Below are 21,803 nucleotides of genomic sequence, written 5' to 3' on the forward strand. Positions count from 1 at the left end.
GAAACCAGGTTCTTTTTGTAGATAAAGGAGGAGCTACGATGCGGGAATCAACAAGTAAAGGCAAGTTCTGGCGGTGGGGCTATGCCATGTTTCGGTTTCGTTGGCTGGTCTTGGCCATCGGTATTATTCTCATGCTTAGTTTTGCTGTTTTTGCACAAAAAACGCCAGGCATACTGAAAGACAATGGATTTACCCCTAAGGGCAGCGAGTCTGATCTCGGTTTGATTCAGATGCATGATGACCTTGGCGTGGTACGAACGCAGCTGAACATTGTGTATACGGGAATGAACGGTCTCAATTTAACAGGGAAAGATCAACAGCAAGTGATTATGGATTCACTAGGTGAGCTCAGAAAACTTCCCTATGTAGAAAGTGTGAAGTTCATAACCGCTGCGCGAAACGAAGGTCATACGGACGTGCAAGGTGTTACCGTTTCGCTCAAGTTAGATACGGATCCCGCGTTAGAGAAATATCCGGAACTCAAGGCGCTTGTACATGCACCTGCAAATATGAAAGTTTACGTGACGGGTGGACCGGCGATTCTATACGATATGCAAGAAGCAAGCAAGCATGATATTGCCAAATCCGAGGCGATTGGCTTGCCGATTGCCCTCATTGTCCTTTTGTTTGTTTTTGGCACGTTCGTGGCTGCGTTGCTCCCGATGATTGTTGGCATCATGAGTGTCACATTGACGCTCGGAGTCACTTATTTTATCGCACAGCATCAATCCTTATCGAACTTTTTACCCAATATGGTTACCATGCTCGGGCTTGCCGTCGGTATTGATTATGCGCTATTCCTGGTGAGCCGTTTCCGTGAAGAGCTGAAGGTACAAGGAAGTGTGGCCGAGGCTGTTGCGATGACCTGTCAGACCGCAGGAAAGTCGATTTTCTTCTCGGGTATTGCTGTCCTTATCGGTCTGTTGGGGATGCTCTTTGTGGATCTGACGTTCTTCCGTTCGTTATGTCTTGGCGGCGTGATCGTTGTATCTATTTCCGTTGTTGTGGCGAATACAGTGTTATTAGCTCTACTGGGTGCACTAGGTCATCGAATCAACTCCTTGCAGGTTGTACCCAAACGGTTCCGTAAGCAGAAAACCTCCATGTTCTGGGAAAAGGTCGCTTATGCAGTTATGAAACGTCCCGTCCTGCTGGTTGTTCTTGTAGGGGGTGCTTTAATTTATACAATGACACCCATCGGTCAAATGAAGTTAGGTGTACCGAATGCAGAGGTACTTCCTCCGAGCTATGAATCCCGCTATGGCGCTGAGCTGCTCAAAACAGCTTATGATCCTAGGGTGATGGGACCCATTCAAATCGTCGTACATACGGACGAAGAGGTATGGTCAGCTGCCTCTATAGCCCAAATTCATGCCTATAGTGATAAGGTCAAAGCAGTTGCTGGTGTGAAGGAAATTCAAAGCTATCTGAGCGCCTTAGGCACACATACAGATGCAGAGCTAACTGGCATGTTCAGCAGCGCCGATGTTAAAAAGCAGCTCGAGGATTCGCAAATCGCAAAGGGACATACCGCCTTGCTAATCGTTGTTCCGGAGAAGGACACGGATGATCCCGCGACGGATACCCTTGTTAGAGACCTTCGCAAGCTGAGTCAAGATGGGGTAAAGACGGCTGTTACCGGTGGTCCTGCCTATCGGTTGGACATTATAGATCGTATTCAAAATGAGATACCAGGCGTCTTAATTTTTGTCATGGGAATTACCTATTTGGTATTGCTATTTGCTTTCAGATCAGTCATTCTCCCGCTCAAAGCCGTGCTCATGAATATGTTGAGCCTGGGGGCAAGCTTAGGGGTTGTAGTTCTCGTCTTTCAACATGGCTACATGGCGGATATGCTGCATATCACTTCTATTGGATATGTGAGTGCGACGCTGCCAGTTATTATTTTCTGTGTCGTATTTGGGATTTCTATGGATTATGAGGTGTTTCTCATCTCACGGATCATGGAAGAATATGAAGCGAGTGGCGATAACGATCGAAGTACGGCTGAAGGATTGAAAAAAACGGGTAGTTTAATTACAAGCGCAGCTTTCATTCTTGTTGTTGTTGTGGGATCGTTTATATTTACGGATATTGAAATTATGAAGGCGCTAGGTCTAGGATTGGGTTTAGCTGTCTTAATAGATGCGACAATTGTGCGCGTCATGCTTGTTCCCGCACTGATGAAGCTGCTTGGCGATGCCAACTGGTGGGCACCCAAGTGGCTGCGTGTTAAGCCGCAAACGAAAGTAGATAAGTCGTAGGGATAGAGCCGCATTTCCTGCGGATGTTTCCTTTTTTGTGAATCATAAGTTACAATAAAGGGCATAGGTATAGGCATAAAAGGTAGTCAAACGTTGTTGAATAGGAAATGATAGGTCAGGTGTAAACAGCATGAATAGGAACGCATCACACTCCATCTTACCGGAGTTAACTCCCCATTATGACCCTTGGGACCCCATTCGGTCGTATCGGAAATACGGGAAACATGTCTTAACAAGTATAGAACTTACGATCACCAATCTGTGCAATATGCGATGTGAGCATTGTGCGGTTGGGGATTCACTTACGATGACGGAAGGGCCGCGCATTCCACTGCCTGTCATTTTGCAAAAGCTGGATGAAATTGAGCATCTGGAAACGATCAGCTTAACGGGAGGAGAACCTTCCTATCACATTAAGATCGTCAAGGACTACATGCTCCCCATCCTCAAATATGCGCGGGAGCGGGGAATTCGTACGCAAATCAACTCCAATTTAACATTGGATTTGGAACGGTATGAGCTATTGGCACCTTATTTGGATGTCATGCACATCTCCTTCAATTATTTGAATGCGGACGATTTCCATCAAGTTGGTTTTGTTAATTCGCAGCGTCCTGTTGGGCAAGCAACTGCTGCCGGCATGTATGAGCGAATGGTCTCGAATACGATTGCGCTGAGCAAAGGCGGGTTGTACGTTTCTGCCGAATCGATGATTAACACGCGCACACATCTGAAATTGCCGGAGATTCATCAACTCATTAATGAAATGGGCTGTAAGCGACATGAAGTACATCCCATGTATGCGAGCTCCTTTGCTTCCCATCTTCCGATGGTTTCGCCAGATGAACTGCGTGCGAGTATACATCGCTTGTTAGATACGCGGAATCCAGAGATGTGGATGCTGTTCGGAACGTTACCATTCTTCGCTTGTAATGAGCTTGAAGAGGATCGCAAGTTAGTTAAAAGGCTGCGCGAGGAGCCGAACGTAACGGTCCGTAATGATCCCGATGGACGAAACCGACTGAATGTGAGCACTTTTACAGGCGAGGTGTTCGTTACCGATTTTGCCAATGAACCGCCGCTTGGAAATATACACAAGGATGGGCTTGATGACATCTTTGCTCGCTGGGAGAATAACCCTTTGAATCAGCGCGTGAATTGCTTCTGTAGCGCCGCCTCCTGCTGCGGTCCCAACCTGCTGGTTGCTGACTCGTACTACCGAAATGTTGATTTCAAAAGCCGCAAAGCTATTATCTAATCATCTTTCTGAAGGAGAAATACATTTTGCCACATACGTCGTTTGATTTCGGTTCTATCGTACTTAATCTTTTCCTAGTTGTTGTGCTCGTGCTGTTAAATGGTTTTTTCGTTGCAGCGGAATTCGCACTTGTTAAAGTACGGCACTCCAGGATCCAGCAGCTAGTCAATGAAGGCAGCGGTAAAGCCAAATTTGCAAGCACCGTGACTTCGCAGTTGGATACTTATTTATCTGCGACGCAGTTAGGGATTACACTGGCATCCTTGGGTCTCGGTTGGGTGGGAGAACCAGCAATTTCGGAGCTGATCATGGAGCCGCTCTTCCACACATTAGGCCTAGAAACCTCGGTATTTACGACGACTTTATCATTTATTGTCTCTTTCGGCTTCATTACGTTCATGCACATTGTGCTCGGAGAACTTGCTCCTAAATCTTTTGCCATTCAGAAGGCGGAACTAACGTCGCTATGGCTTTCAGCACCGTTACTGTACTTCTATAAAATCTTTAGACCGATCATTTGGCTGCTTAATGGCGCGGCGAACAAATTCCTAGCGATGGTTGGCGTAGAGCCTGCTAGTGAGCATGAAGCTGCCCATACCGAGGAAGAAATTCGTATTCTCATGGATGAGAGTGTCAAAAGCGGGATTATTAATCAAGATGAGATGACGCTTTTCGATAATATTTTCGAATTCTCCGACCTCATAGCACGTGAAGTGATGCTGCCGCGGACAGATATGGACTGTCTGTTTCTGGAGCTAAGCTTTATCGATAATTTAAGGATCGTCCATGAAACGAAACATACGCGCTATCCCGTAGCTGATCAGGATAAAGATAATATTGTAGGCTTTGTCCATATCGCTGATTTATTAACGGCGGATCCAGATGTGGATCAGGAAATCAAAACCTTCATTCGGCCTATTCTCAATGTACCGGAGTCGATGGAAGTCAGTCGTGTACTCAAGTTAATGCAGAAAAGACATTCCCAACTGGCTATTGTTATTGACGAATATGGAGGGACAGCTGGATTGTTAGCCTTAGAGGATATCATCGAAGAAATCGTAGGTGAGCTGCACGACGAATTCGATATCAATGAACGTCCTGGCGTAGAAGTGAAGGATAAATACACATCGGTGGATGGCCGCGTTTTGCTTGAAGATCTGAATGATATGCTAGAGCTTCAAATTGAAGACGATGATGTGGATTCGATTGGCGGATGGCTTTTTAAGAAAGTAGAGGGCGCGCCAGTCAAAGGGAAAAAAGTCCCTTATGGTAATCATGTGTTCGAAGTGACCGAGGTGGATCGGTTGCGTATTGTCCGTATACATATAACGAATATTGATCCTGTTAAACCGGCAAATGAATAATCGGAGGAGTTCCTATGTCGCCTAAGACAGCCATACTCATCGTGCTCGGACTGTTGCTGATGTACGGAGCATTCACCGTAGGACTGCCATTCCTGTTAGCATTGGTGACCGCTATTTTCTTAGACCCCGTAACGTTGTTACTCGCGCGGGTTGGGAGAATGAGCCGATTTATCGCAGCAACGATTATCAGTACGGTATTTACGCTTTTGACAATCGCATTAATCTATTTCATTGGGATGAATGTGGTCACTGAGCTCATCGATCTAGGTCGCAAAGCCCCTAACTATATGGAGCAAGTGAATAGTTATGTGGATCAAGCTGTTGCACGCACCCAAGTGTTCTATGACTCGTTATCACCGGAAATGGCTGCCCAGATTCAAAGCTGGCTCGAACGGAGCACAGAGACGATAACAAGCGCGTTAACGAGCACGCTCAGCGGTATCTCAGGATTTTTCCTCAATATGGCTGGTAAAATCCCGAACTGGTTCATGCTGTTGATCGTCTATGTCATTGCATTGTACTTGTGTTTGTATAGCTTGCCGAGTATGAAGACCGCATTTCTCTCCATCTTTGAACCGAAATCCAGAATCAAAATGGAGAATGTCCTTGTCTACTTACGAAAAGCGATATTTGGCTTCATTCGCGCTCAGCTCATCATGGCGATATTTACATACTTAGTGACGTTTATTGGTTTACTTATCCTCCGGGCGGAGTACCCGCTAGCTATTTCGTTACTTGTCATGGTGATGGAGTTTGTGCCGATCATCGGTACAGGGCTTATCTTTATCCCTTGGATCATCTACCAATTGCTCATTGGACATACCGGGATGGGTATTGGCTTATCTGTTCTGTTCTTAGTATTAATTATTCTAAGGCGGATTCTTGAACCAAAAGTACTTAGCGATGCAGTGGGCATCCATTCCTTAGCGGCACTGATTTCCTTGTATATTGGCTTCGAATGGCTGGGGCTAGCGGGACTTTTCCTCGGACCTCTGGTCGTCATTATTTATCAGTCGCTGCGTAAAGCAGGAGTACTGAACTTTAATATTAAGTTAGACGAATAATGCTTATAATCAAATCTCTTTCGGGTTGCGATGTGCAGCCGGGGAGAGATTTTTTTGTTTTGGGGCTTTTTTCGCAACGTTTCTCGGAAAAATATAGTGCTTTTGGTCAAGTTATGCCGCATATAACGTGACATAGGCTCTAAAAAGGAGGAGACGTATGTACACGCAATTCAAAAGTTGGTATCCCTACATCGGCCCATGCGACCCCTGTCCACCGATCCGGGTGAAATGGTATAATACCGCGCCTCAGTTATATATACATTTTCAACCGCCTGGATTGCCGCAATTTAGCCCTTATGACGCCTTAAGGATAGGAACACTCTGGCCGGCACTTTATGGGCCTTATCCGATGTATCAGGAGCCCAGAACTGATGAGGGAGGCTTTGCGACATGAGTGAGCATATGCTTCCTGATTCTTATTACAAGCAGCTGCGTGATCTGCAAGCAGTAGATTTTGTTTTGGTCGAGTTGACGCTTTATCTGGACACACATCCGGATGATTTGAGTGTGATTCAACAATACAATCAGTTTGCACAGAAACGGATGAATATGGTGGGACAGTTCGAGCTGGAGTTCGGGCCTCTGATGGCGTATGGGCATAGCTTCACGAAACACCCGTGGCAGTGGGTGAAGACGCCATGGCCGTGGCAAGTTTGAGAAGGAGGATAGCCGATGTGGATTTATGAGAAAAAGCTGCAATACCCTGTGAAGGTAAGCAAATGCGACCCTCGTATGGCTAAACTACTTCTTGAGCAGTATGGGGGAGCGGACGGTGAGCTTGCGGCTGCGCTTCGTTACTTAAATCAGCGGTACTCCATACCGGATAAAGTGGTAGGCTTACTGACGGATATTGGGACGGAGGAGTTCGCTCATTTAGAGATGATAGCTACGATGGTCTATAAGCTTATGAAGGACGCCACGTTGGAGCAGATCAAGGCTGCAGGCCTTGATGATCACTATGTGGCTCATGATCGGGGACTGTTCTACCAGAGTGCCGGAGGCGTGCCGTGGACGGCAACCTACATACAAGCCAAAGGAGACCCCATTGCGGATCTTTACGAGGATATTGCCGCCGAGGAGAAGGCGCGAGCAACCTACCAATGGCTCATTGACTTGACTGATGACGTCGATTTACAGGATAGCTTGAAGTTTCTCAGGGAGCGGGAAATCGTGCATTCACTTCGCTTCAGGGAGGCCGTTGAGATATTGAAGGCGGATCGGGAGGAGAAGAAGATTTTCTGAGGTGGTGTTAGTTTCAATTCTCTGGATTGGATAGGGAATGCAGAAGGAGCTAAGCGGCGTGTGCGTGTTTAGCTCCTTTGTTATTAGATTTATGATTTATCTCCTTGTAGTGGCCCTCGAGACTGGAAGGGGATGTCGATTTAATCGACTTATTGTAATCGACTTATTGGCAGCGGTGGGCCTGAATCGTGAAGTGTAAGTCGATTTGATGGACATGCAGGCAGTGGGGCGCCTGAATCTGGGAGTGTAAGTCGATTTAATGGACATGCAGGCAGCGGAGCGCCTGAATTTGGAAGTGTAAGTCAATTTAATGGACATGCAGGCAGGTGAGCGCTTGAATCGTGAAGGGGGAAGTAGATTTAATGGACTAATTAACCTGCAGAGAGGGTCGCTTCTCGAAGAGATAGTCGGATATATCGAGTAACTGTGTGCGGAATGGACTGTTTCACGGAGAGATAGTCGGATTTATCGAGTAACTTGGTGCAGAGTGACCTGTTTCTCGAAGAGATAGTCGGATATATCGAGTAACTCGGTGCGGAATGGACTGTTTCACGGAGAGATAGTCGGATTTATCGAGTAACTTGGTGCAGAGTGGCCTGTTTCATGGAGAGATAGTGGAACTATCGAGTAACTCGGTGCTTAGTGGCTTGTATCACAGAGAGATAGTCGGATTTATCGAGCATCTGCGTGCGGAGTGGCCTGTTTCACAGGGAGATAGTCGGATTTATCGAGTAACTTGGTGCAGAGTGACCTGTTTCACGGAGAGGTAGTTGGATATTTCGAGTAACTGTGTGCGGAATGGCTTGTTTCATGGAGTGATAGTCGGATATATCGAGTAACTAGGTGCGGAGTGGCTGCTTCTCGAAGAGATAGTCGGATTTATCGAGCAACTGCATGCGGAGTTGCTTGTTTCGCAGAGAGATAGTCGGATATATCGAGTATCTTGGTGCGGAATGGCCTGTTTCACGGCGAGATAGTCGAATATATCGAGTAACTGTGTGCGTAGTGGCCTGTTTCATGGAGAGATAGTCGGATATATCGAGTAACTGTGTGCGGAATGGCCTGTTTCACGGCGAGATAGTCGAATATATCGAGTAACTGTGTGCGTAGTGGCCTGTTTCTCGAAGACGTTTAAGTGGATCTTGCACAAGAAGCAGAAGCCAAGATCTTACTTCATAAAAAAGGCTATCTCCATGGTTATTTCAACCTGGAGATAGCCTCATTATATTTATTCAGCGAGTAACCCGCTGGACTCGCTTATATGTTCATTGCTGCGCCGCGCACCCAAACCTGCTCAAGCGCTAGCTCCGCGTCCGCGCTGATCAGCAGCAGGTCGGCCTGCTTGCCCTCAGCAATGGAGCCGAGGGACGCTTCGAGGCCCAGCAGCCTCGCCGGATTGCCGCTCGCATAGCGGCTCGCGTCTGCGACGCTGACGCCAACCTCGCGCACCATAAACCGGAGCGCCTCGATCATCGTCAGCGTACTGCCGGCGAGCGCGCCGCCCTCCGTCAGCCGGGCCACGCCTGACTGCACGGTAACGGCCTGGCCGCCGAGGTCATACTGCCCGTCGCCGAGCCCGGCGGCGGACATGGCGTCCGTGATCAGCAGCAAGCCATGTGGCTGCTTCACCATCGTCAGCAGCTTAATCGCTGCTGGATGCACGTGAATGCCATCAGCGATGACTTCGCCGCTGATGCGTGCGTCGGTGAGCACCGCACCGACGGTACCAGGTTCGCGATGATGCAGCGGCTTCATCGCGTTGAAGGTGTGCACCGCATGCGAGAGCCCCACGTCCGCTGCCGACTGGATGTCGGCGTAAGAGGCGTCCGTATGGCCGCATGCGGCTACGATGCCATGATCGCGCAGCCACGCGATCATTTCATGGCCCCCCTCGCGTTCGGGGGCTAAGGTCAACTGCTTCATGAGCTGCGGGAAACGCTCATGCCAATCAATAAGCCATGGCAGCTGTGGCGTGACCATGAGTTTCGGGTCTTGGGCGCCAGCCCATTTGGGCGAAATGAAAGGCCCTTCCAAATGCACACCAAGCAGCTGAGCATAAGGCATCGGCTGCTTGATATAGCTTTGAACTTCACCAAGCACACGCTCAATAGCTTCGTGTGTAGCTGTCATCGTCGTAGCGAGCATGGAAGTGGTGCCATGGGAGGCATGGAAACGAGTAATCGTATCTAACGTTTCGGGATTGGCTTCCATGAAGTCAGCGCCATAACCGCCATGAACGTGAACATCGATGAAGCCAGGTAATAACCATTTGCCTTGGGCATCCATACGTTCGGCAAGTGGACTAGCTGAATCTGCCTTCCACGATGTATGCTCGCCTACGAAGGCCAGTTTACCATCGACAACATGCACGATGCCATTTTCAATAATGCCTTGTTCAGTTACGATCTTGGCACCCGAGATGAGAAGTTCGCTCATTCGAAAAGCCTCCCTGCCTCAGCATCCAATAGTACGACAAGGTGCGGGTGAGTTTGAAGCAAGGTAGCAGGAACCTCTGTCGTAATCGGACCTGTGAGTGCACGATGAACGATTTCGGCTTTATCAGCGCCGCGAACGATTAGTAGGATGGTTTTGGCTTTCAAAATGGTACCAACCCCCATCGTCAGCGCGTGTGTAGGCACGTCCTCAATAGAATCAAAATATCGCGCATTCGCTTCACGTGTTTCATCTTTCAATTCGACGCGGTGTGTACCGCTAATTAACGCATCGTCAGGTTCATTGAAGCCGATATGTCCGTTATGGCCTAGACCAAGAATTTGCAAATCAATTTGCTTCGCATCATCAAGAAGTTGATTGAATCGTTCACATTCTGCTTCCAAATCGGGTGCATTGCCATTCGGGATATGAGCGGAACTTGCAGGTAGATCGATATGTGCAAATAAGTGCTGTTGCATATAAGCATGATAGCTCTCAGAATGATCGACAGGTAAGCCGACATATTCATCTAAATTGAAGGTAGTGACTTGTTTAAAGCTAACACGACCTTTATCGTAGGCTTTCACAAGCTCTTCGTAAATACCGACAGGTGTACCACCTGTTGCTAAGCCGAGCACGGCTTTCGGTTGCATTTGTACGAGGGAGGTGATAATTCCTGCACCTGCTTCGTTCAGTTCTTGCTGATTCTGGAAAATATGAAGATTCATTGTTGTTATTCCTCTCTTTCATGGACGAGATCTCGCAATGTGATGGCTAAGCTATTTAAAATTTTTGATGAAGATAAAATTATTTTGCATAAAAGATTCATTTTTTGATCAAATTATTCTCATTTCAATCATAACTGTTTTTTTTGAGATCGGCAATAACCATTTTTCCATGATTGAACATTGACTTACATGGGTATGTTTGCCATTCTTAACTAAGATCATTACAACTATTTTTTATGATAAAGGAGCTGCACGATGAGCACTCGAAGACAATTGCCGGAAGCGATGCTTTTTGATTTGGACGGAACACTATTTCAGACAGAAACGTTATTACTTCCTGCTTACCATGCGACATTTGATGAGTTAAAAGCAAAAGGAATTTATACAGGGGAGACACCGCCTGAGGAGCGTATTTTAGGTGCGCTGGGGATGCTCCTTGAACATATTTGGATGCGGGTGATGCCTGATTCATCTCCGGAAGTACATCGAGAAGCGGATCAATTATTGATCCATCATCAGCTGCAAGGACTGATCGAAGGTCGAGGTGTCTTATATGAAGGCGTAGCGGAAACGTTACAGACCCTTCATGACAAAGGAGTTCGCTTATTCGTAGCGAGCAACGGGCTAGAATCCTATGTGAAGGAAGTCATCGCAGCAAAGGGGCTGGCTCCTCTTTTTGAAAACTTATACAGTGCTGGTGAGTATCAAACAAGATCGAAAGTGGATCTAGTCAAAATGCTGCTTGAAACACATGGCATTCAAAACGCCTGGATGGTTGGCGACCGCTCCTCTGATGTTGAAGCAGGACTCCGCAATAACTTAACTGTCGTTGCTTGTGATTATGCGGGCTTCCGGGAAGCTGGAGAGCTGGAGGGCGCACATATCCGAATCGGTCATTTCACCGAGCTGCTTGATTACCTTGCATAATCTTCGCAGGTTGTCGCAAAGCAGGATCAATGGGCATACACTGTAGCACATTGAGAGGTAAGGTGATGATCAGAATGCCTTCTTTTGTAGGAATATTTAATATTATAAGAAATGAAGGAAACCTGGTTAACGGAGATACGTGTATCATTGCCCCAACAAGTGCATCGAAATCATATGCGGGCGCTGGTGGCGGAATAACGGGTGATTTTTCTGTATCCACAACGTTATTTAATGCTACGATTACATTCGATCCTGACGTGGTCGATGCAGGTGCGAATAAAGTAGCGACGGGGACTTAACTAAGCGCCTAAGCAGCAAGACATAGACCGATTCAAGCTCATGATAGGTGAGTAGATGAATCGGTCTTTTATTTTTGGAGAAGCCTATTGACAGGGGCAAGTCAGTATCATTATTATTAACATATGAGCAATCATTCATATATGTATTGAACTACTTTATTGCGGTCGCATCCTGCGATGCAACGTGTCAGCTAGGGAGGGAATGCCATGCATCAGCATGATTCGGAAAAATCAAACGCATGCGAACATCACCACGGGGATGAGAAACAGGGTCATGATCATGCCCATAAGGGCCAGGATCATCAACATGATCATCAGCATTCGCAACACGATCATCATCATGGTCACGGGCACCACCATCACGGTCATGGACATCATCATGGGCATGCAGGAAATAAACAAGGACTTCTCATTGCGCTACTCATAACGGCAGGGATCATGGTACTTGAATTTGTTGGCGGTTTGTGGACAAACAGCTTGGCATTGCTATCTGACTCTGGCCATATGCTAAGTGACGCAGGTTCATTGGCCTTAAGTCTCCTTGCATTCTGGTTTGCGGCGAAGCCGAAGTCAGCACGATTGACCTTCGGATTTCATCGATTTGAAATATTAGCAGCACTCTTTAATGCCGTGACACTCTTCGTCATAGCAGGGCTTATTATATGGGAAGCCATTTTACGATTCCTTCATCCGTCAACCGTTGCCAGCGGATCTATGATGCTGATTGCTAGTGTAGGGCTTTTGGCCAATTTAATTAGTGCCTGGTCCCTCATGCGTAAAGGAGATGTGCACGGCAATCTCAATTTGCGCAGCGCCTATATGCATATCTTAGGAGATGCTTTAGGCTCAGTGGGGGCCATTGTAGCAGGCGCTGTGATGCTTCTCTTCGGGTGGTACACGGCAGATCCTATCATCAGTATCATCGTGTCTCTTCTTATTTTAAAAGGTGCTTGGGGCATCTTGAAATCGACCTTGCACATCTTGATGGAAGGTACGCCGAGTGCGATTTCACTTGCGTCTGTTCAGAACGTTTTGGAGGGACTAGAAGGTGTCGTGGATGTGCATGATTTGCATGTGTGGACAATTACATCCGGTATCGATTCGTTGAGCTGTCATTTACGGATTGCCGATACGCAAGATAGTCAAGCGGTTCTTCAACAAGCACTAACGTCGATTGAGAAGACATTTGGCATCACGCATGCGACGATTCAAATTGAGAAATCTACAATCAACCACGGTGCTCTACCCGTGTAATTAGCATGTGATGATCGGAGGGTTAACGATGGACAAAGGATTGCTAGACGCGAGGCCAGCTATTGAAGAATGCGACTGTCAGCTTGCAGAAAGATCTTCGACAGAGCACCAGAACGAACTAACCGATGCCCAAGCAGTTGGGATTGCAGAAATCTTCAAAGCTTTAGGAGATCCAACCCGTGTTAAAATCATCAACTTCTTGCTCGGGAAGGAGCTCTGTGTGCATGATATTGCAACTAGAATTAGTATGGAGCAATCGGCTGTTTCCCATCAATTACGGTATTTAAGGGATTTGCATATCGTCAAAAGACGTAAAGAAGGCAAAACCGTGTATTACGCTTTAGACGATGAACACATTGAGCAGATTTTCGTACAGACGATGGGCCATCTGGGGCATAGATAACACAACACAAAGAAAACCTGAAGAGCGGGATGACTTTCACCCCAATCTCAGGTTTTTTAGTTTTAATCGATCATCTCATCCGTGCTTTTATTTTTTTGCTTCAGCATCCAAAGGGCATATTCAAGCGGTCTGGTCACGGCCTTTTGGTACGTGCTGTTCTGGCCGATTCTGCGGAAAACTTCTCGCGACGGTTTCGGATTCACTTCAAGAAGCCACACATTTCCTTTGGGATCGACGGCGATGTCCATGCCCAATTCACACAGCTTACCGAACTTAACTTCTAAATAGTCAGCAAGCTTATAAGCGAAATTGTTCATTTCTTCTTTAATATCCTCTATTTTCGCCGATGAGTTAAAACGAAATCCTAAGAGTCGGTCTTGGGTGATCGCGATTCCACCGCCGTGCAGGTTGGAGGTAATACTGCGATGGGGGCCAATTCGCCCTGCACAGCCGGTCACTTCCCATTCTCCTTGACCATTCTTTTGAATAAGCAAACGATAATCATGCACACGGCCATCGCTTAATGTTAAATGAATGCCTTGCTGCACGACATAGTCTGGGCTCAGATTCAGGGTATGGAGCTTAATCGAAAGCTGACTTTCGTTGGCGCGGAAAGGTGCGATGATCGATCGTGATTGATTTCTTCCTTGCAAAAGATAAAGATCACGAGAGAGCTGCTCGATGCGCAGAATCCCCCTTCCACCTGTGCCATTTTTCGGTTTTACATAGATGAGTTTATATTTTTTTAGGAACTTCATGAGCTCTTGAACGGTACTGAAGCGGACGGTTGCAGGCAAATAGGGACGAATCGTCGCGCTTTGTGAAAGGATTTGGTGCATTGCCCATTTATTGGCCAGTGGTTTGCTGAGATAGATGAGTTTCGAATGTCGATTACGAAAAGCTTTGAGCATTTGATAATTCGCCGCGGCTTTATAACGGCACCGATCGTAAATAATGGGCGGGAAAGATGTAGACTTTCGCAACCATCTTCCGCGCTCAGAATCATAGGTGAGTGTTCGTACTGAATTTCCCTGTACATCCGATGGGGTGAACACTTCGACTTGCACACCGAGTTTTTGCCCTTCCTTGCTCAATCGTTTGAAATACGCAAGTTCTTCTAATCTTGATTTGCTTATATAAATAGCGAGTACGCCTAGTCGTTCTTGAGCCAAGCATAATCACCTTCTTCTCCGATTATTAATCAAATGCAGACTGTATAGAATTATGCGATCTAACGATTTTCGACGAATTCGGGGTTCATCGAATTTCATTGGCTTGGAATTGGCTTCAAAAAACCAGATGTGTCCAGAGGTGTCAACACCGATATCCATGGACATTTCGCCAAGAGGACTGCCGGAGGATTTCTCTATTTGAGTAGCAAGGGTGACTACGGCTTTGCGAACGCGTTGCAGAATGTTTTTGGCTTCCTTGGAACCGAAAGCGTGTGTCAGCAGTTTTTGAGGCTCATCGATCGAGCCGCCGCGGGGCACATGTGTGGTTATACTTAATTTGCCAGCTACACGTGCGCCAATGCCGGATACGCTCCAATTTCCCTTGGAGGTTTTCTGGATTAATGCACGCAGATCATAGGCTCTATCTTTATACCTGGTTAAGGCAATGCCTTGCTGCACGATATAATCATGGGATCCCCGATGGCGATTCCATTCATTCCAAAGTTCATCCATGGAGTTATGGTAGCTGTATACCATTTTCTTGTCTTCTTGACGACTTAGACGAAATTGCCCGGAACTGGTTTTAGGTTGAACCTGATCAATTCGCATGATCCCCTTGCCTGCTTTTCCCTTTACTGGTTTCAGGTAGAGAACAGGGTGCTTTTGCGATAACTTCGTAATATCACTTGCTTCGGTTAATTGCAGTGTATCAGGCATGTAAGGTTTGCTTTCTTTCGCATTATTTAACCAGCTGAATAATGTCCATTTGTTGAAAAAAGAAGGGTTAAATAGATGCACACTGGTGCTGCGTTTACAAGCCTGAATCGTTTGTTGGACCTCGGGTCTCATTTCCATTTTACGGTAGGGAATTCGGTTATAGACAACCTGAGGAGCGGGAACGAGTTCCCTGCTCCATTTCTTGGCTGCGTGATGATAGCGATATCCATAGAGCTCTGAGCTCGATAGACTGAAGTCCTTCGTTGTTACGACATAGACGTCGAGACCGTAGCGCTCACCTGTCGCGATTAAGTCTAGAAAATTGTCCAAATTACCTCGAAATACACGTGAGCTGTCTTTGACGGTGAGGATCGCAAGCGTTGGCCTATGTCCTTTCTCATGAAGGGTCAAACTCATTAGGTTTCCCTCCTAGAGCGGAAGCGGCTCAAATAAAGGCAGTGTTCATAAACGCTTTGTATGGTGGCATAATCGCCATCTTTAAGCGAAGGGTGCTTGAAAATCGATCGTCCTGGTTTGGCGTTCGCTTCGAACATCCACACCTTCTCATTCTGATCAATCCCAATATCAAAGCCTAATTCCCCAAGCAAATGATCATAATTTTTCTCAATGCCTTCAGCCAGCTTAATGGCTGTGTCTTTGGCATTGTCAAGAATGGACTCCGCACGAGTGCCATAAACGTGGCGCAATACTTGTTCTGGAGTCAGCAGTTGACCGCCATTACGGATATGCGTAGTTACACTGCCTTTTCCGGATTTCTTGGCGCCAATGGCAGCAACAATCCATTGGTTATTACCGTTTTTTGTTAAATGAAAGCGGAAATCGATAGGACAATTATCAATTTCAATGAGTCGAATGCCTTGTTGGGCTACGTAGTTGGTAAGGCGGCCCCGCCCCGTACCCAACATTTGCATCAGCCCTTCAAATTTGGAGAAACGAATCAAGACATTCTTGCTTCCTTTCCGATAACGGACGAAATAACCTCGCTTCGGATTGTAGGTTACGCGATAAATGCCGATGCCTAAGCTTCCAGCGGTGGGTTTCAAGTAGATAAATTTATGTTTATCTAACATTTCTTTGAGCTGTTCCGCTGAAGGATTGATGCGGGACTCAGGGACAAAACGAAAGGCATCGTCGCCGTCTAACATTTTATAAACATCCCATTTGTCGAAGAAGCTCCAATTAAAGAGGGGGATGCCTCGGCGTACGAACCGATTTTTGAAGCTCTCCATACTCGCTGATTTATCCGCCGCACGGCTCGAAAGCCGATTGTATATGACATCAGGCAGCGGGAACGTTTTGCGTATCCAACCCCCGCCTTCTTTAGGGACCATACCGATGACGGTTTCTTGCACCCAGTTTACACTCCTGGGAGAGAATGCGAAGGAAAAGGAACGGCTTGAACCTGTATTAATGACTTGGCGAATGAAGCCGGTCTTGCTGCCGAAAGGCGAGGTGCCATTCTCGATATTGGTAAGAACTCCAATAAGCGGACCAATACGAAGCTCTTTATTGCTGGTATTAGCAACTAACACATTCCCTGTGCGAGGAATACGTAAGGAGGCCATTAAGGAAAGCGGGATGTACATATGCTGACCACTTTTTTTGATCAGACGGACCGGTAACGTAGTACTTTTACTCCCAACCCTTACAGTAATGGTTTTAGTCCCGGTTAACCGTAAAGCTTTGGCGAGATCACTCGTTAAGTAGACCGATCTATCTGTTCGTTGTACGGCGTGGAGCATACACGATGTCAAACTCATTAGGTTACCCTCCTAAACTTGTTGCCCTACGGGCTTTCCGTGTCTAAAAAGACAGAGATGATCTTCTGCCTTATGAGCACGATCAAACAAAGCTTAGCTGGCTTCAGCTCAGTTGTTTGTTAAGCAAAAATCCTGCGTAGTGGATCGGATTTGTAATTGATTTCATACGTGCTCGCTCATTATGCAAACGGGCAAAAACCGTCCTGCCCGGCTTGGAATTCACTTCAAGAATCCACACATGTCCACTGGTATCAATGCCCAGATCGATACCTAGCTCAACAAGACGACCATGAGAGGCCTCGAGCAATGTAGGAATGTGCTTCGAAAGTGTCGCAATCGTGTCTAACAGCTGTTGTGATTTCGTCTCCCCAAATTCTCTCGCGAGAAAATCAGTGACATCCTCGGCAGTGCCTCCCCCATGCAGGTTGGAGGTGATACTTCCAGGTTTACCAATACGAACGGCCATGCCCGTATGTTCCCAATATCCGCGGCCATTTTTTTGTACCAAAGATCGTACATCATAAGCCATGCCATTCAACGAATGGAGATGTAAGTATTCTTGAAGAAGATATGGGCGTGTGCCAATGAGGTTCTTCAGCCACTGCCAACAAGAATCCCAATCCATAAAATCACGGGCAATGGGATGGTTGGATCCATCCCGTCCTTGAACTTGAAACAAAAGCCCCTCTTTGTGTACGTGAAGCGCGCCTCTTCCTTGGCTGCCCCCTTGCGGCTTCAAGAAAGCGTCTGTTCGGTTATGCAGCCACGCTTCTAATTGGCGTTTGTTCCGAAGTCGATTGGTTTCGGGCAAGTAAGGCTGCAGGTCTGCATCCCTCTGTAAAATCTGACCGACTTCCCACTTTCCGCCTAACCCGTAGCCAAGGAATCGAATGTGAGGCTTCTCGCGCAGCTTGCGAACAAGAGATTGATACATCAGATAGCTCTGTTTGTTGGAAAAGAAACAGCGATCATAGATGAGCGAAGGAAGTGGAAACAGCTTGGCGATCCATGTTTGTGTCTCTCGCTCGTACATGTATCCTCTGACCATGTCTTGTTCCCAGTTGATACGATTTGGCGAGAAAACAATTACATCCATCCCCTCGTTACTGCCGTGGTAACTGAGATTCTGATAGAAATTCGAGTTGGCAAAAGGAAGTTCTCGATTCAGTTCGGTTACCATGATGCCTAACGAAGGGCGTTGTGTTCGCAATCGCATGTTTCACCTCAATGCTTCGCTAAAAAACGAGCGTATTTGACCAACGTTCGAACAGAGGGTCTAATTTTATTTTTATTCGTGTCGGTGTTCAGCGCAGTATTATCATCTTTAGATGGCTTGGAGTTGACTTCCAGCAGCCATACGCGGCCTGAACGATCCACGGCAAGATCGATGCCTAGTTCACCGAAATGACTAGGGATTTGAGTCTCGATTCCTTTGGCGATATCCAGGGAGGCTTTACGTAATCGTTGTTTAATCGAGTTGCGGGTCGCTGTGGAAAATCCAGCTTTGGCTAAAGCGGCAGGTACCGTTGATAGTGAGCCGCCACGGGCGAGGTTAGAGACAAAGTGCTGCGCACCTGCAATTCGGCCCACGATCGATGTGATCTCCCATTTTCCGGTTTCCCCTCGCTGCACGAGTGCCCGGAAATCAATCGGATTGCCGTCTGTGGTGATGAGATCGAGTCCTTGTTGGATTTGAAAACGCTGCGTTTTGAGCTTGCCGGAAATGGACTGAAAGGTGGCTAGAAGAGAAGGGAATGTCTGTTTACGGACACCGGCGAGACTTGTGGAGTGAGCGGTATACGCTTCTCCGCCGCCTTCTCTGCGAATACGAATAATGCCATTGCCAAGACTTCCGGTAATCGGTTTAAGGAAGAGAACACTATGGCGGGAAGCCATCGATTTCAGCATTTGAAAGTTTTTGAACAGGTAAGACTCTGGTAAATAGGTATGCAAGGAGCTTTCTTTGCGCAGAGCCTCGAAGACTTCGGTTTTATTCAAATACTTTTCATTGAAAATTTCCGTCCCATAGCGGGTTTTGACGTCCTTCATGAATTGTTGAACATTAGCCATGTTCTCGTACTTCCGTGAAGTGAGCCGGTTGTAAATTACGTTCGGAATCGGGAACGTTGATTTGATCCAAGAGCCATTCGCATACGAATATGCAGCAATTGAGGTAGCGTTAGGGCGCATTTCCCGTGGCGGGAAGAAACACACACTTGCCCCAATTTGTTCACAAGCGTTGGTCAGTTCTTTACAAAACGTAGTGATCGCGCCGAAAGGGCGGCTTGGTGAACTCGTATTAACGCGGCTGATCATGACGCCAATCAACGGTCCAATCGACATGATATTCGAAGTGGGCTTATAGTGGAGATTAAGCCGTGCCCCTTGTTGAAGACCGATCTTAGATGCAAGTGAAGGGTCGAGACGGAGGCTATTCGATACAGCAGCGGTGACCACTTTGACATCCTGTTTAGATGAGCCGAATCGCATGGTGATCATTTGATTGGACGGAACTTTCCATTTTCTTGCAATGGCTTCACTTAGAACAACGGTCCGATCATCCAAATAGATGCTGGTGCTTTGAATGGATACGCCAACTTTCGTTCTGGTCAATAGTGAACACTCCTTCCAGCATCACAAATGGCAAAGGCTGTTTAAGCAAAGTAAACTACTCCATCATATGAGGACATATTTCCCTTGGTGCCTAGGCTTCTGAAGGAAAGCGCCCATTCTTCAAACATACTTCAGGGAGTATTCAGCTACTTTTTAGGCATTACTCAGGATTTTAATGACATTAAGACGTATAATTAGCTTAGGTTTATAGGTGTTGACGCTGGGAGGGAATAAGAATGAGGGCATCCTCCAAATGGACAAAATGGCAAATTGGATTGGTTAGCGCAATGATAGTGGTCTATTTATTTCAGGAAGTGAAACAAAGTCCAGAATTTCTATCCGCCGTTCGTGAGGCTTCTACGACCAAAGAGAATGTGACGGCGAGCGTGACTCCCCAAATAACGGACTCTCGCTCCTCAGAAAGGCAATTCGACAGAAATTCAAGTGATAGGATGGATCGGAGAGGCAGTAGTCGAGAACGACTCTACCCATCGGGAGATGCTTCAGGAACGTTGAATCAGAACCAGAATCAGAACTCGACACAGAATCAAACCCAGAATCAGACACAGACGCATACGAGAAGTCACGCATCTTAACTTTATTTGATAGGAGAGGAAGGCCTATGTTCCACGAGCTTACCTTTCGAGCAATGAATACGCGGATGCAGGTTCTCGTAGAGTCGGAAACACCATTAGTCATGCTAGAAAGCCCTATCCTTGATGGATTTTCCCATGCGGAAGAACGATTTAGCCGGTTTCTCCCTAATAGTGAATGTTCTTATCTCAATGCGCGGAGCGGGCAGACAAGTATCGTTTCTAATTCTATGATGGAGGTACTTACGTTATCGAGGCATTATCAAGAGCAGACGAATGGCGCTTTTGACATTTGTGTAGGACATGCGCTGCAACGAGCTGGATATAGACAATCTTTTGAGAGAATAAAAGGACGTACGATGCAAGTTGAACATAATTCACCTATCTCGTCTTCAAGTGAGGCCCTCCATATGGATCCATGGATGAAATCGATACGAATCCCGTCCCATAAACAGTTGGACTTCGGAGGCATTGTAAAAAGCTGGACAGCACAGCAAGTAGCTCATCAACTCCGCAAGGAGTGGCAAGTTGCACGAGGTCTCATTAGCGCGGGTGGTGATGTTGTCGTGTGGGGTGGCGCAGCGATTAATCAGCCCTGGATCGTTGGTATTGAGAATCCTTTTGCAGTCGATGAATCAGATGAAGCTACACTGCAATTGGCAATTGGCGCGGTTGCCACTTCCAGCACGCTTCGCAGAAGGTGGCGCACCAATGAAGGTGAGATGCATCATCTCATGGATACACGTACGATGAGGCCCAGTACGTCTACCGTCGTGCAATGCACGGTTGTCGGCAAAGATGTAATTGCCTGCGAGGTGTGGGCCAAAGTTTTGTGCATGCTTGGAATCGATGAGGGCGTTCCTCTCTTTAGGCGTAGAACAGAAGGCATGGGAATGGAAGCGATTCTCTATACCTCATCTGGTGATTTATTTCAGCTGAAATCGGCAGCCAACGACTTGGCATACGAATGGAAAGGGTTGAAAGGAGCACGGCACTTATGATTCATTTTCTCGTAGGATTACCAACTTGGATGTTAATTCGTACCTTTGGCATACTCTCCTATCTGACATTGTTCCTCGGAATGTCTTTAGGGATTATATATAGTTTTCCTCAAATAAAAGGTCATAAGAAGGGCCAAGTATTACGTTGGCATACGTATGCGAATGTAACGGGAACTTGTTTTGCACTTCTGCATACAGTCCTACTTATTATAGATACTTTCATGCCTTTCGACTGGGCGGAACTGGTAATCCCTTTTACCGCGAAACATAACCCAATATTGAACGGCATAGGAACCCTGGCCATGTATGGCATACTGCTGGTGCTGTTCACAACCGATATTCGCAATAAGTTAAAAAGAAAAATTTGGCTTGCCTTTCATCTCTTGTCTTATCCCATTTTTGCATTGTCCTTGCTCCACGGCACACTCATAGGGACTGATAGTAAACAAGGCTGGGCTATATTGATGTACTTTGGAACCGCAGCGATCCTTGTTAGTCTAACAGTACTTCGATTCCAGTTTTCCGCACGGAAACGTCAACTGAAAGTGAGGAGCTCCAATCTATAGGATTGGGGCTTTTTGAGCTTATAAAGAAGCTTGTCTATCTCTTCATTCAACTCAGTTATCCCAGGAGGATCGTGCAGCTTTTAATTGTCGTCAACTTGTTGCGAAACATGTCGAAAATGACTAT

Annotated in this window: 21 protein-coding genes; 14 read left to right on the forward strand and 7 right to left on the reverse strand. The window is 46.7% G+C overall.

Annotation, left to right across the window (positions count from 1 at the left end):
* Positions 1-38 precede the first annotated feature (38 nt).
* The 7 genes from A8709_RS22105 to A8709_RS22135 all read left to right on the forward strand — a co-directional run bounded on the left by A8709_RS22105 (position 39) and on the right by A8709_RS22135 (position 7,192).
* Entirely contained in the window at positions 39-2,264 is a 2,226-nt protein-coding gene (locus tag A8709_RS22105) for an MMPL family transporter (RefSeq protein WP_065855227.1), read from the forward strand.
* A gap of 130 nt (positions 2,265-2,394) precedes the next feature.
* Positions 2,395-3,522, forward strand: a complete 1,128-nt coding sequence (gene yfkAB, locus A8709_RS22110; RefSeq protein ID WP_065855229.1) for a radical SAM/CxCxxxxC motif protein YfkAB — start codon at positions 2,395-2,397, stop codon at positions 3,520-3,522.
* Between the two features lie 26 nt (positions 3,523-3,548).
* Positions 3,549-4,886, forward strand: coding sequence for a hemolysin family protein (locus A8709_RS22115; RefSeq protein ID WP_065855231.1), 1,338 nt, complete (start codon positions 3,549-3,551; stop codon positions 4,884-4,886).
* 14 nt (positions 4,887-4,900) lie between these two features.
* On the forward strand, positions 4,901-5,950 hold the full coding sequence (gene ytvI, locus A8709_RS22120) for a sporulation integral membrane protein YtvI (protein WP_065855233.1): 1,050 nt from the start codon (positions 4,901-4,903) through the stop codon (positions 5,948-5,950).
* Between the two features lie 157 nt (positions 5,951-6,107).
* The gene (locus tag A8709_RS22125) at positions 6,108-6,344 is read left to right on the forward strand and encodes a spore coat associated protein CotJA (RefSeq protein WP_065855235.1); all 237 of its coding nucleotides are present in this window, start codon (positions 6,108-6,110) and stop codon (positions 6,342-6,344) included.
* Positions 6,341-6,607 carry a spore coat protein CotJB gene (locus A8709_RS22130; protein ID WP_065855236.1) on the forward strand — a complete coding sequence of 89 codons (267 nt, stop codon included), beginning with the start codon at positions 6,341-6,343 and terminating at the stop codon, positions 6,605-6,607. Before A8709_RS22125 ends, A8709_RS22130 begins: the two co-directional genes overlap by 4 nt.
* Positions 6,608-6,622: 15 nt before the next feature.
* On the forward strand, positions 6,623-7,192 hold the full coding sequence (locus tag A8709_RS22135; protein ID WP_065855239.1) for a manganese catalase family protein: 570 nt from the start codon (positions 6,623-6,625) through the stop codon (positions 7,190-7,192).
* A 1,257-nt stretch (positions 7,193-8,449) separates the two neighbouring features.
* Here the strand turns inward: A8709_RS22135 and nagA are convergent.
* Together nagA and nagB are read right to left on the reverse strand one after the other, a co-directional pair.
* Complete coding sequence (gene nagA, locus A8709_RS22140; protein WP_065855240.1) at positions 8,450-9,628, reverse strand: N-acetylglucosamine-6-phosphate deacetylase; 1,179 nt, start codon at positions 9,626-9,628, stop codon at positions 8,450-8,452.
* Positions 9,625-10,353: a glucosamine-6-phosphate deaminase gene (gene nagB / locus A8709_RS22145; RefSeq protein WP_065855242.1), complete on the reverse strand. Its 729-nt coding sequence runs from the start codon at positions 10,351-10,353 to the stop codon at positions 9,625-9,627. The genes nagA and nagB overlap by 4 nt, the downstream gene beginning before the upstream one ends.
* 255 nt (positions 10,354-10,608) lie before the next feature.
* Here nagB and A8709_RS22150 point away from each other — a divergent pair, with 255 nt between their 5' ends.
* From A8709_RS22150 to A8709_RS22165, 4 genes are all read left to right on the forward strand, one after another.
* Positions 10,609-11,280 (forward strand): HAD family hydrolase, encoded by a 672-nt coding sequence (locus A8709_RS22150; RefSeq protein WP_065855244.1) that lies wholly within the window; start codon positions 10,609-10,611, stop codon positions 11,278-11,280.
* Between the two features lie 65 nt (positions 11,281-11,345).
* The gene (locus A8709_RS22155) at positions 11,346-11,579 is read left to right on the forward strand and encodes a spore germination protein (protein ID WP_244163288.1); all 234 of its coding nucleotides are present in this window, start codon (positions 11,346-11,348) and stop codon (positions 11,577-11,579) included.
* Between the two features lie 207 nt (positions 11,580-11,786).
* On the forward strand, positions 11,787-12,833 hold the full coding sequence (locus A8709_RS22160; protein WP_065855246.1) for a cation diffusion facilitator family transporter: 1,047 nt from the start codon (positions 11,787-11,789) through the stop codon (positions 12,831-12,833).
* A gap of 28 nt (positions 12,834-12,861) precedes the next feature.
* Complete coding sequence (locus tag A8709_RS22165) at positions 12,862-13,236, forward strand: ArsR/SmtB family transcription factor (RefSeq protein ID WP_065855248.1); 375 nt, start codon at positions 12,862-12,864, stop codon at positions 13,234-13,236.
* A gap of 62 nt (positions 13,237-13,298) precedes the next feature.
* Here A8709_RS22165 and A8709_RS22170 read toward each other — a convergent pair whose 3' ends face one another.
* The 5 genes from A8709_RS22170 to A8709_RS22190 all read right to left on the reverse strand — a co-directional run bounded on the left by A8709_RS22170 (position 13,299) and on the right by A8709_RS22190 (position 19,519).
* Positions 13,299-14,408, reverse strand: coding sequence for a YheC/YheD family endospore coat-associated protein (locus tag A8709_RS22170; RefSeq protein ID WP_065855250.1), 1,110 nt, complete (start codon positions 14,406-14,408; stop codon positions 13,299-13,301).
* A gap of 6 nt (positions 14,409-14,414) precedes the next feature.
* Entirely contained in the window at positions 14,415-15,542 is a 1,128-nt protein-coding gene (locus A8709_RS22175; protein WP_065855252.1) for a YheC/YheD family endospore coat-associated protein, read from the reverse strand.
* Positions 15,542-16,906: a YheC/YheD family endospore coat-associated protein gene (locus A8709_RS22180; RefSeq protein ID WP_065855254.1), complete on the reverse strand. Its 1,365-nt coding sequence runs from the start codon at positions 16,904-16,906 to the stop codon at positions 15,542-15,544. Before A8709_RS22180 ends, A8709_RS22175 begins: the two co-directional genes overlap by 1 nt.
* Before the next feature lie 103 nt (positions 16,907-17,009).
* Positions 17,010-18,116, reverse strand: coding sequence for a YheC/YheD family endospore coat-associated protein (locus A8709_RS22185; protein ID WP_208607730.1), 1,107 nt, complete (start codon positions 18,114-18,116; stop codon positions 17,010-17,012).
* 14 nt (positions 18,117-18,130) lie between these two features.
* The gene (locus A8709_RS22190; RefSeq protein WP_065855258.1) at positions 18,131-19,519 is read right to left on the reverse strand and encodes a YheC/YheD family endospore coat-associated protein; all 1,389 of its coding nucleotides are present in this window, start codon (positions 19,517-19,519) and stop codon (positions 18,131-18,133) included.
* Positions 19,520-19,755: 236 nt separating this feature from the next.
* On the opposite strand from A8709_RS22190, the gene A8709_RS22195 reads away from it, so the two are divergent.
* From A8709_RS22195 to A8709_RS22205, 3 genes are read left to right on the forward strand one after another with little or no spacing between them, the layout of a single operon-like run.
* Positions 19,756-20,115, forward strand: coding sequence for a hypothetical protein (locus A8709_RS22195; protein ID WP_065855260.1), 360 nt, complete (start codon positions 19,756-19,758; stop codon positions 20,113-20,115).
* 26 nt (positions 20,116-20,141) lie between these two features.
* Positions 20,142-21,113: an FAD:protein FMN transferase gene (locus A8709_RS22200; RefSeq protein ID WP_065855262.1), complete on the forward strand. Its 972-nt coding sequence runs from the start codon at positions 20,142-20,144 to the stop codon at positions 21,111-21,113.
* Positions 21,110-21,679, forward strand: coding sequence for a ferric reductase-like transmembrane domain-containing protein (locus tag A8709_RS22205; RefSeq protein WP_065855264.1), 570 nt, complete (start codon positions 21,110-21,112; stop codon positions 21,677-21,679). Before A8709_RS22200 ends, A8709_RS22205 begins: the two co-directional genes overlap by 4 nt.
* The last annotated feature ends 124 nt before the right edge of the window (positions 21,680-21,803 follow it).

It is taken from the genome of Paenibacillus pectinilyticus, assembly GCF_001700435.1.
GTDB lineage: Bacteria > Bacillota > Bacilli > Paenibacillales > NBRC-103111 > Paenibacillus_E > Paenibacillus_E pectinilyticus.

Bases quoted from the DNA above. Each gene is read 5' to 3' on its own strand.
- A8709_RS22165 (WP_065855248.1), top strand. From the start codon at position 12,862: ATGGACAAAGGATTGCTAGACGCGAGGCCAGCTATTGAAGAATGCGAC.
- A8709_RS22105 (WP_065855227.1), top strand. From the start codon at position 39: ATGCGGGAATCAACAAGTAAAGGCAAGTTCTGGCGGTGGGGCTATGCC.
- A8709_RS22205 (WP_065855264.1), top strand. From the start codon at position 21,110: ATGATTCATTTTCTCGTAGGATTACCAACTTGGATGTTAATTCGTACC.
- ytvI (WP_065855233.1), top strand. From the start codon at position 4,901: ATGTCGCCTAAGACAGCCATACTCATCGTGCTCGGACTGTTGCTGATG.
- A8709_RS22125 (WP_065855235.1), top strand. From the start codon at position 6,108: ATGTACACGCAATTCAAAAGTTGGTATCCCTACATCGGCCCATGCGAC.
- A8709_RS22135 (WP_065855239.1), top strand. From the start codon at position 6,623: ATGTGGATTTATGAGAAAAAGCTGCAATACCCTGTGAAGGTAAGCAAA.
- yfkAB (WP_065855229.1), top strand. From the start codon at position 2,395: ATGAATAGGAACGCATCACACTCCATCTTACCGGAGTTAACTCCCCAT.
- A8709_RS22130 (WP_065855236.1), top strand. From the start codon at position 6,341: ATGAGTGAGCATATGCTTCCTGATTCTTATTACAAGCAGCTGCGTGAT.
- nagA (WP_065855240.1), bottom strand. From the start codon at position 9,628: ATGAGCGAACTTCTCATCTCGGGTGCCAAGATCGTAACTGAACAAGGC.
- A8709_RS22175 (WP_065855252.1), bottom strand. From the start codon at position 15,542: ATGAGTTTGACCCTTCATGAGAAAGGACATAGGCCAACGCTTGCGATC.
- nagB (WP_065855242.1), bottom strand. From the start codon at position 10,353: ATGAATCTTCATATTTTCCAGAATCAGCAAGAACTGAACGAAGCAGGT.
- A8709_RS22160 (WP_065855246.1), top strand. From the start codon at position 11,787: ATGCATCAGCATGATTCGGAAAAATCAAACGCATGCGAACATCACCAC.
- A8709_RS22150 (WP_065855244.1), top strand. From the start codon at position 10,609: ATGAGCACTCGAAGACAATTGCCGGAAGCGATGCTTTTTGATTTGGAC.
- A8709_RS22195 (WP_065855260.1), top strand. From the start codon at position 19,756: ATGAGGGCATCCTCCAAATGGACAAAATGGCAAATTGGATTGGTTAGC.
- A8709_RS22155 (WP_244163288.1), top strand. From the start codon at position 11,346: ATGATCAGAATGCCTTCTTTTGTAGGAATATTTAATATTATAAGAAAT.
- A8709_RS22200 (WP_065855262.1), top strand. From the start codon at position 20,142: ATGTTCCACGAGCTTACCTTTCGAGCAATGAATACGCGGATGCAGGTT.
- A8709_RS22180 (WP_065855254.1), bottom strand. From the start codon at position 16,906: ATGAGTTTGACATCGTGTATGCTCCACGCCGTACAACGAACAGATAGA.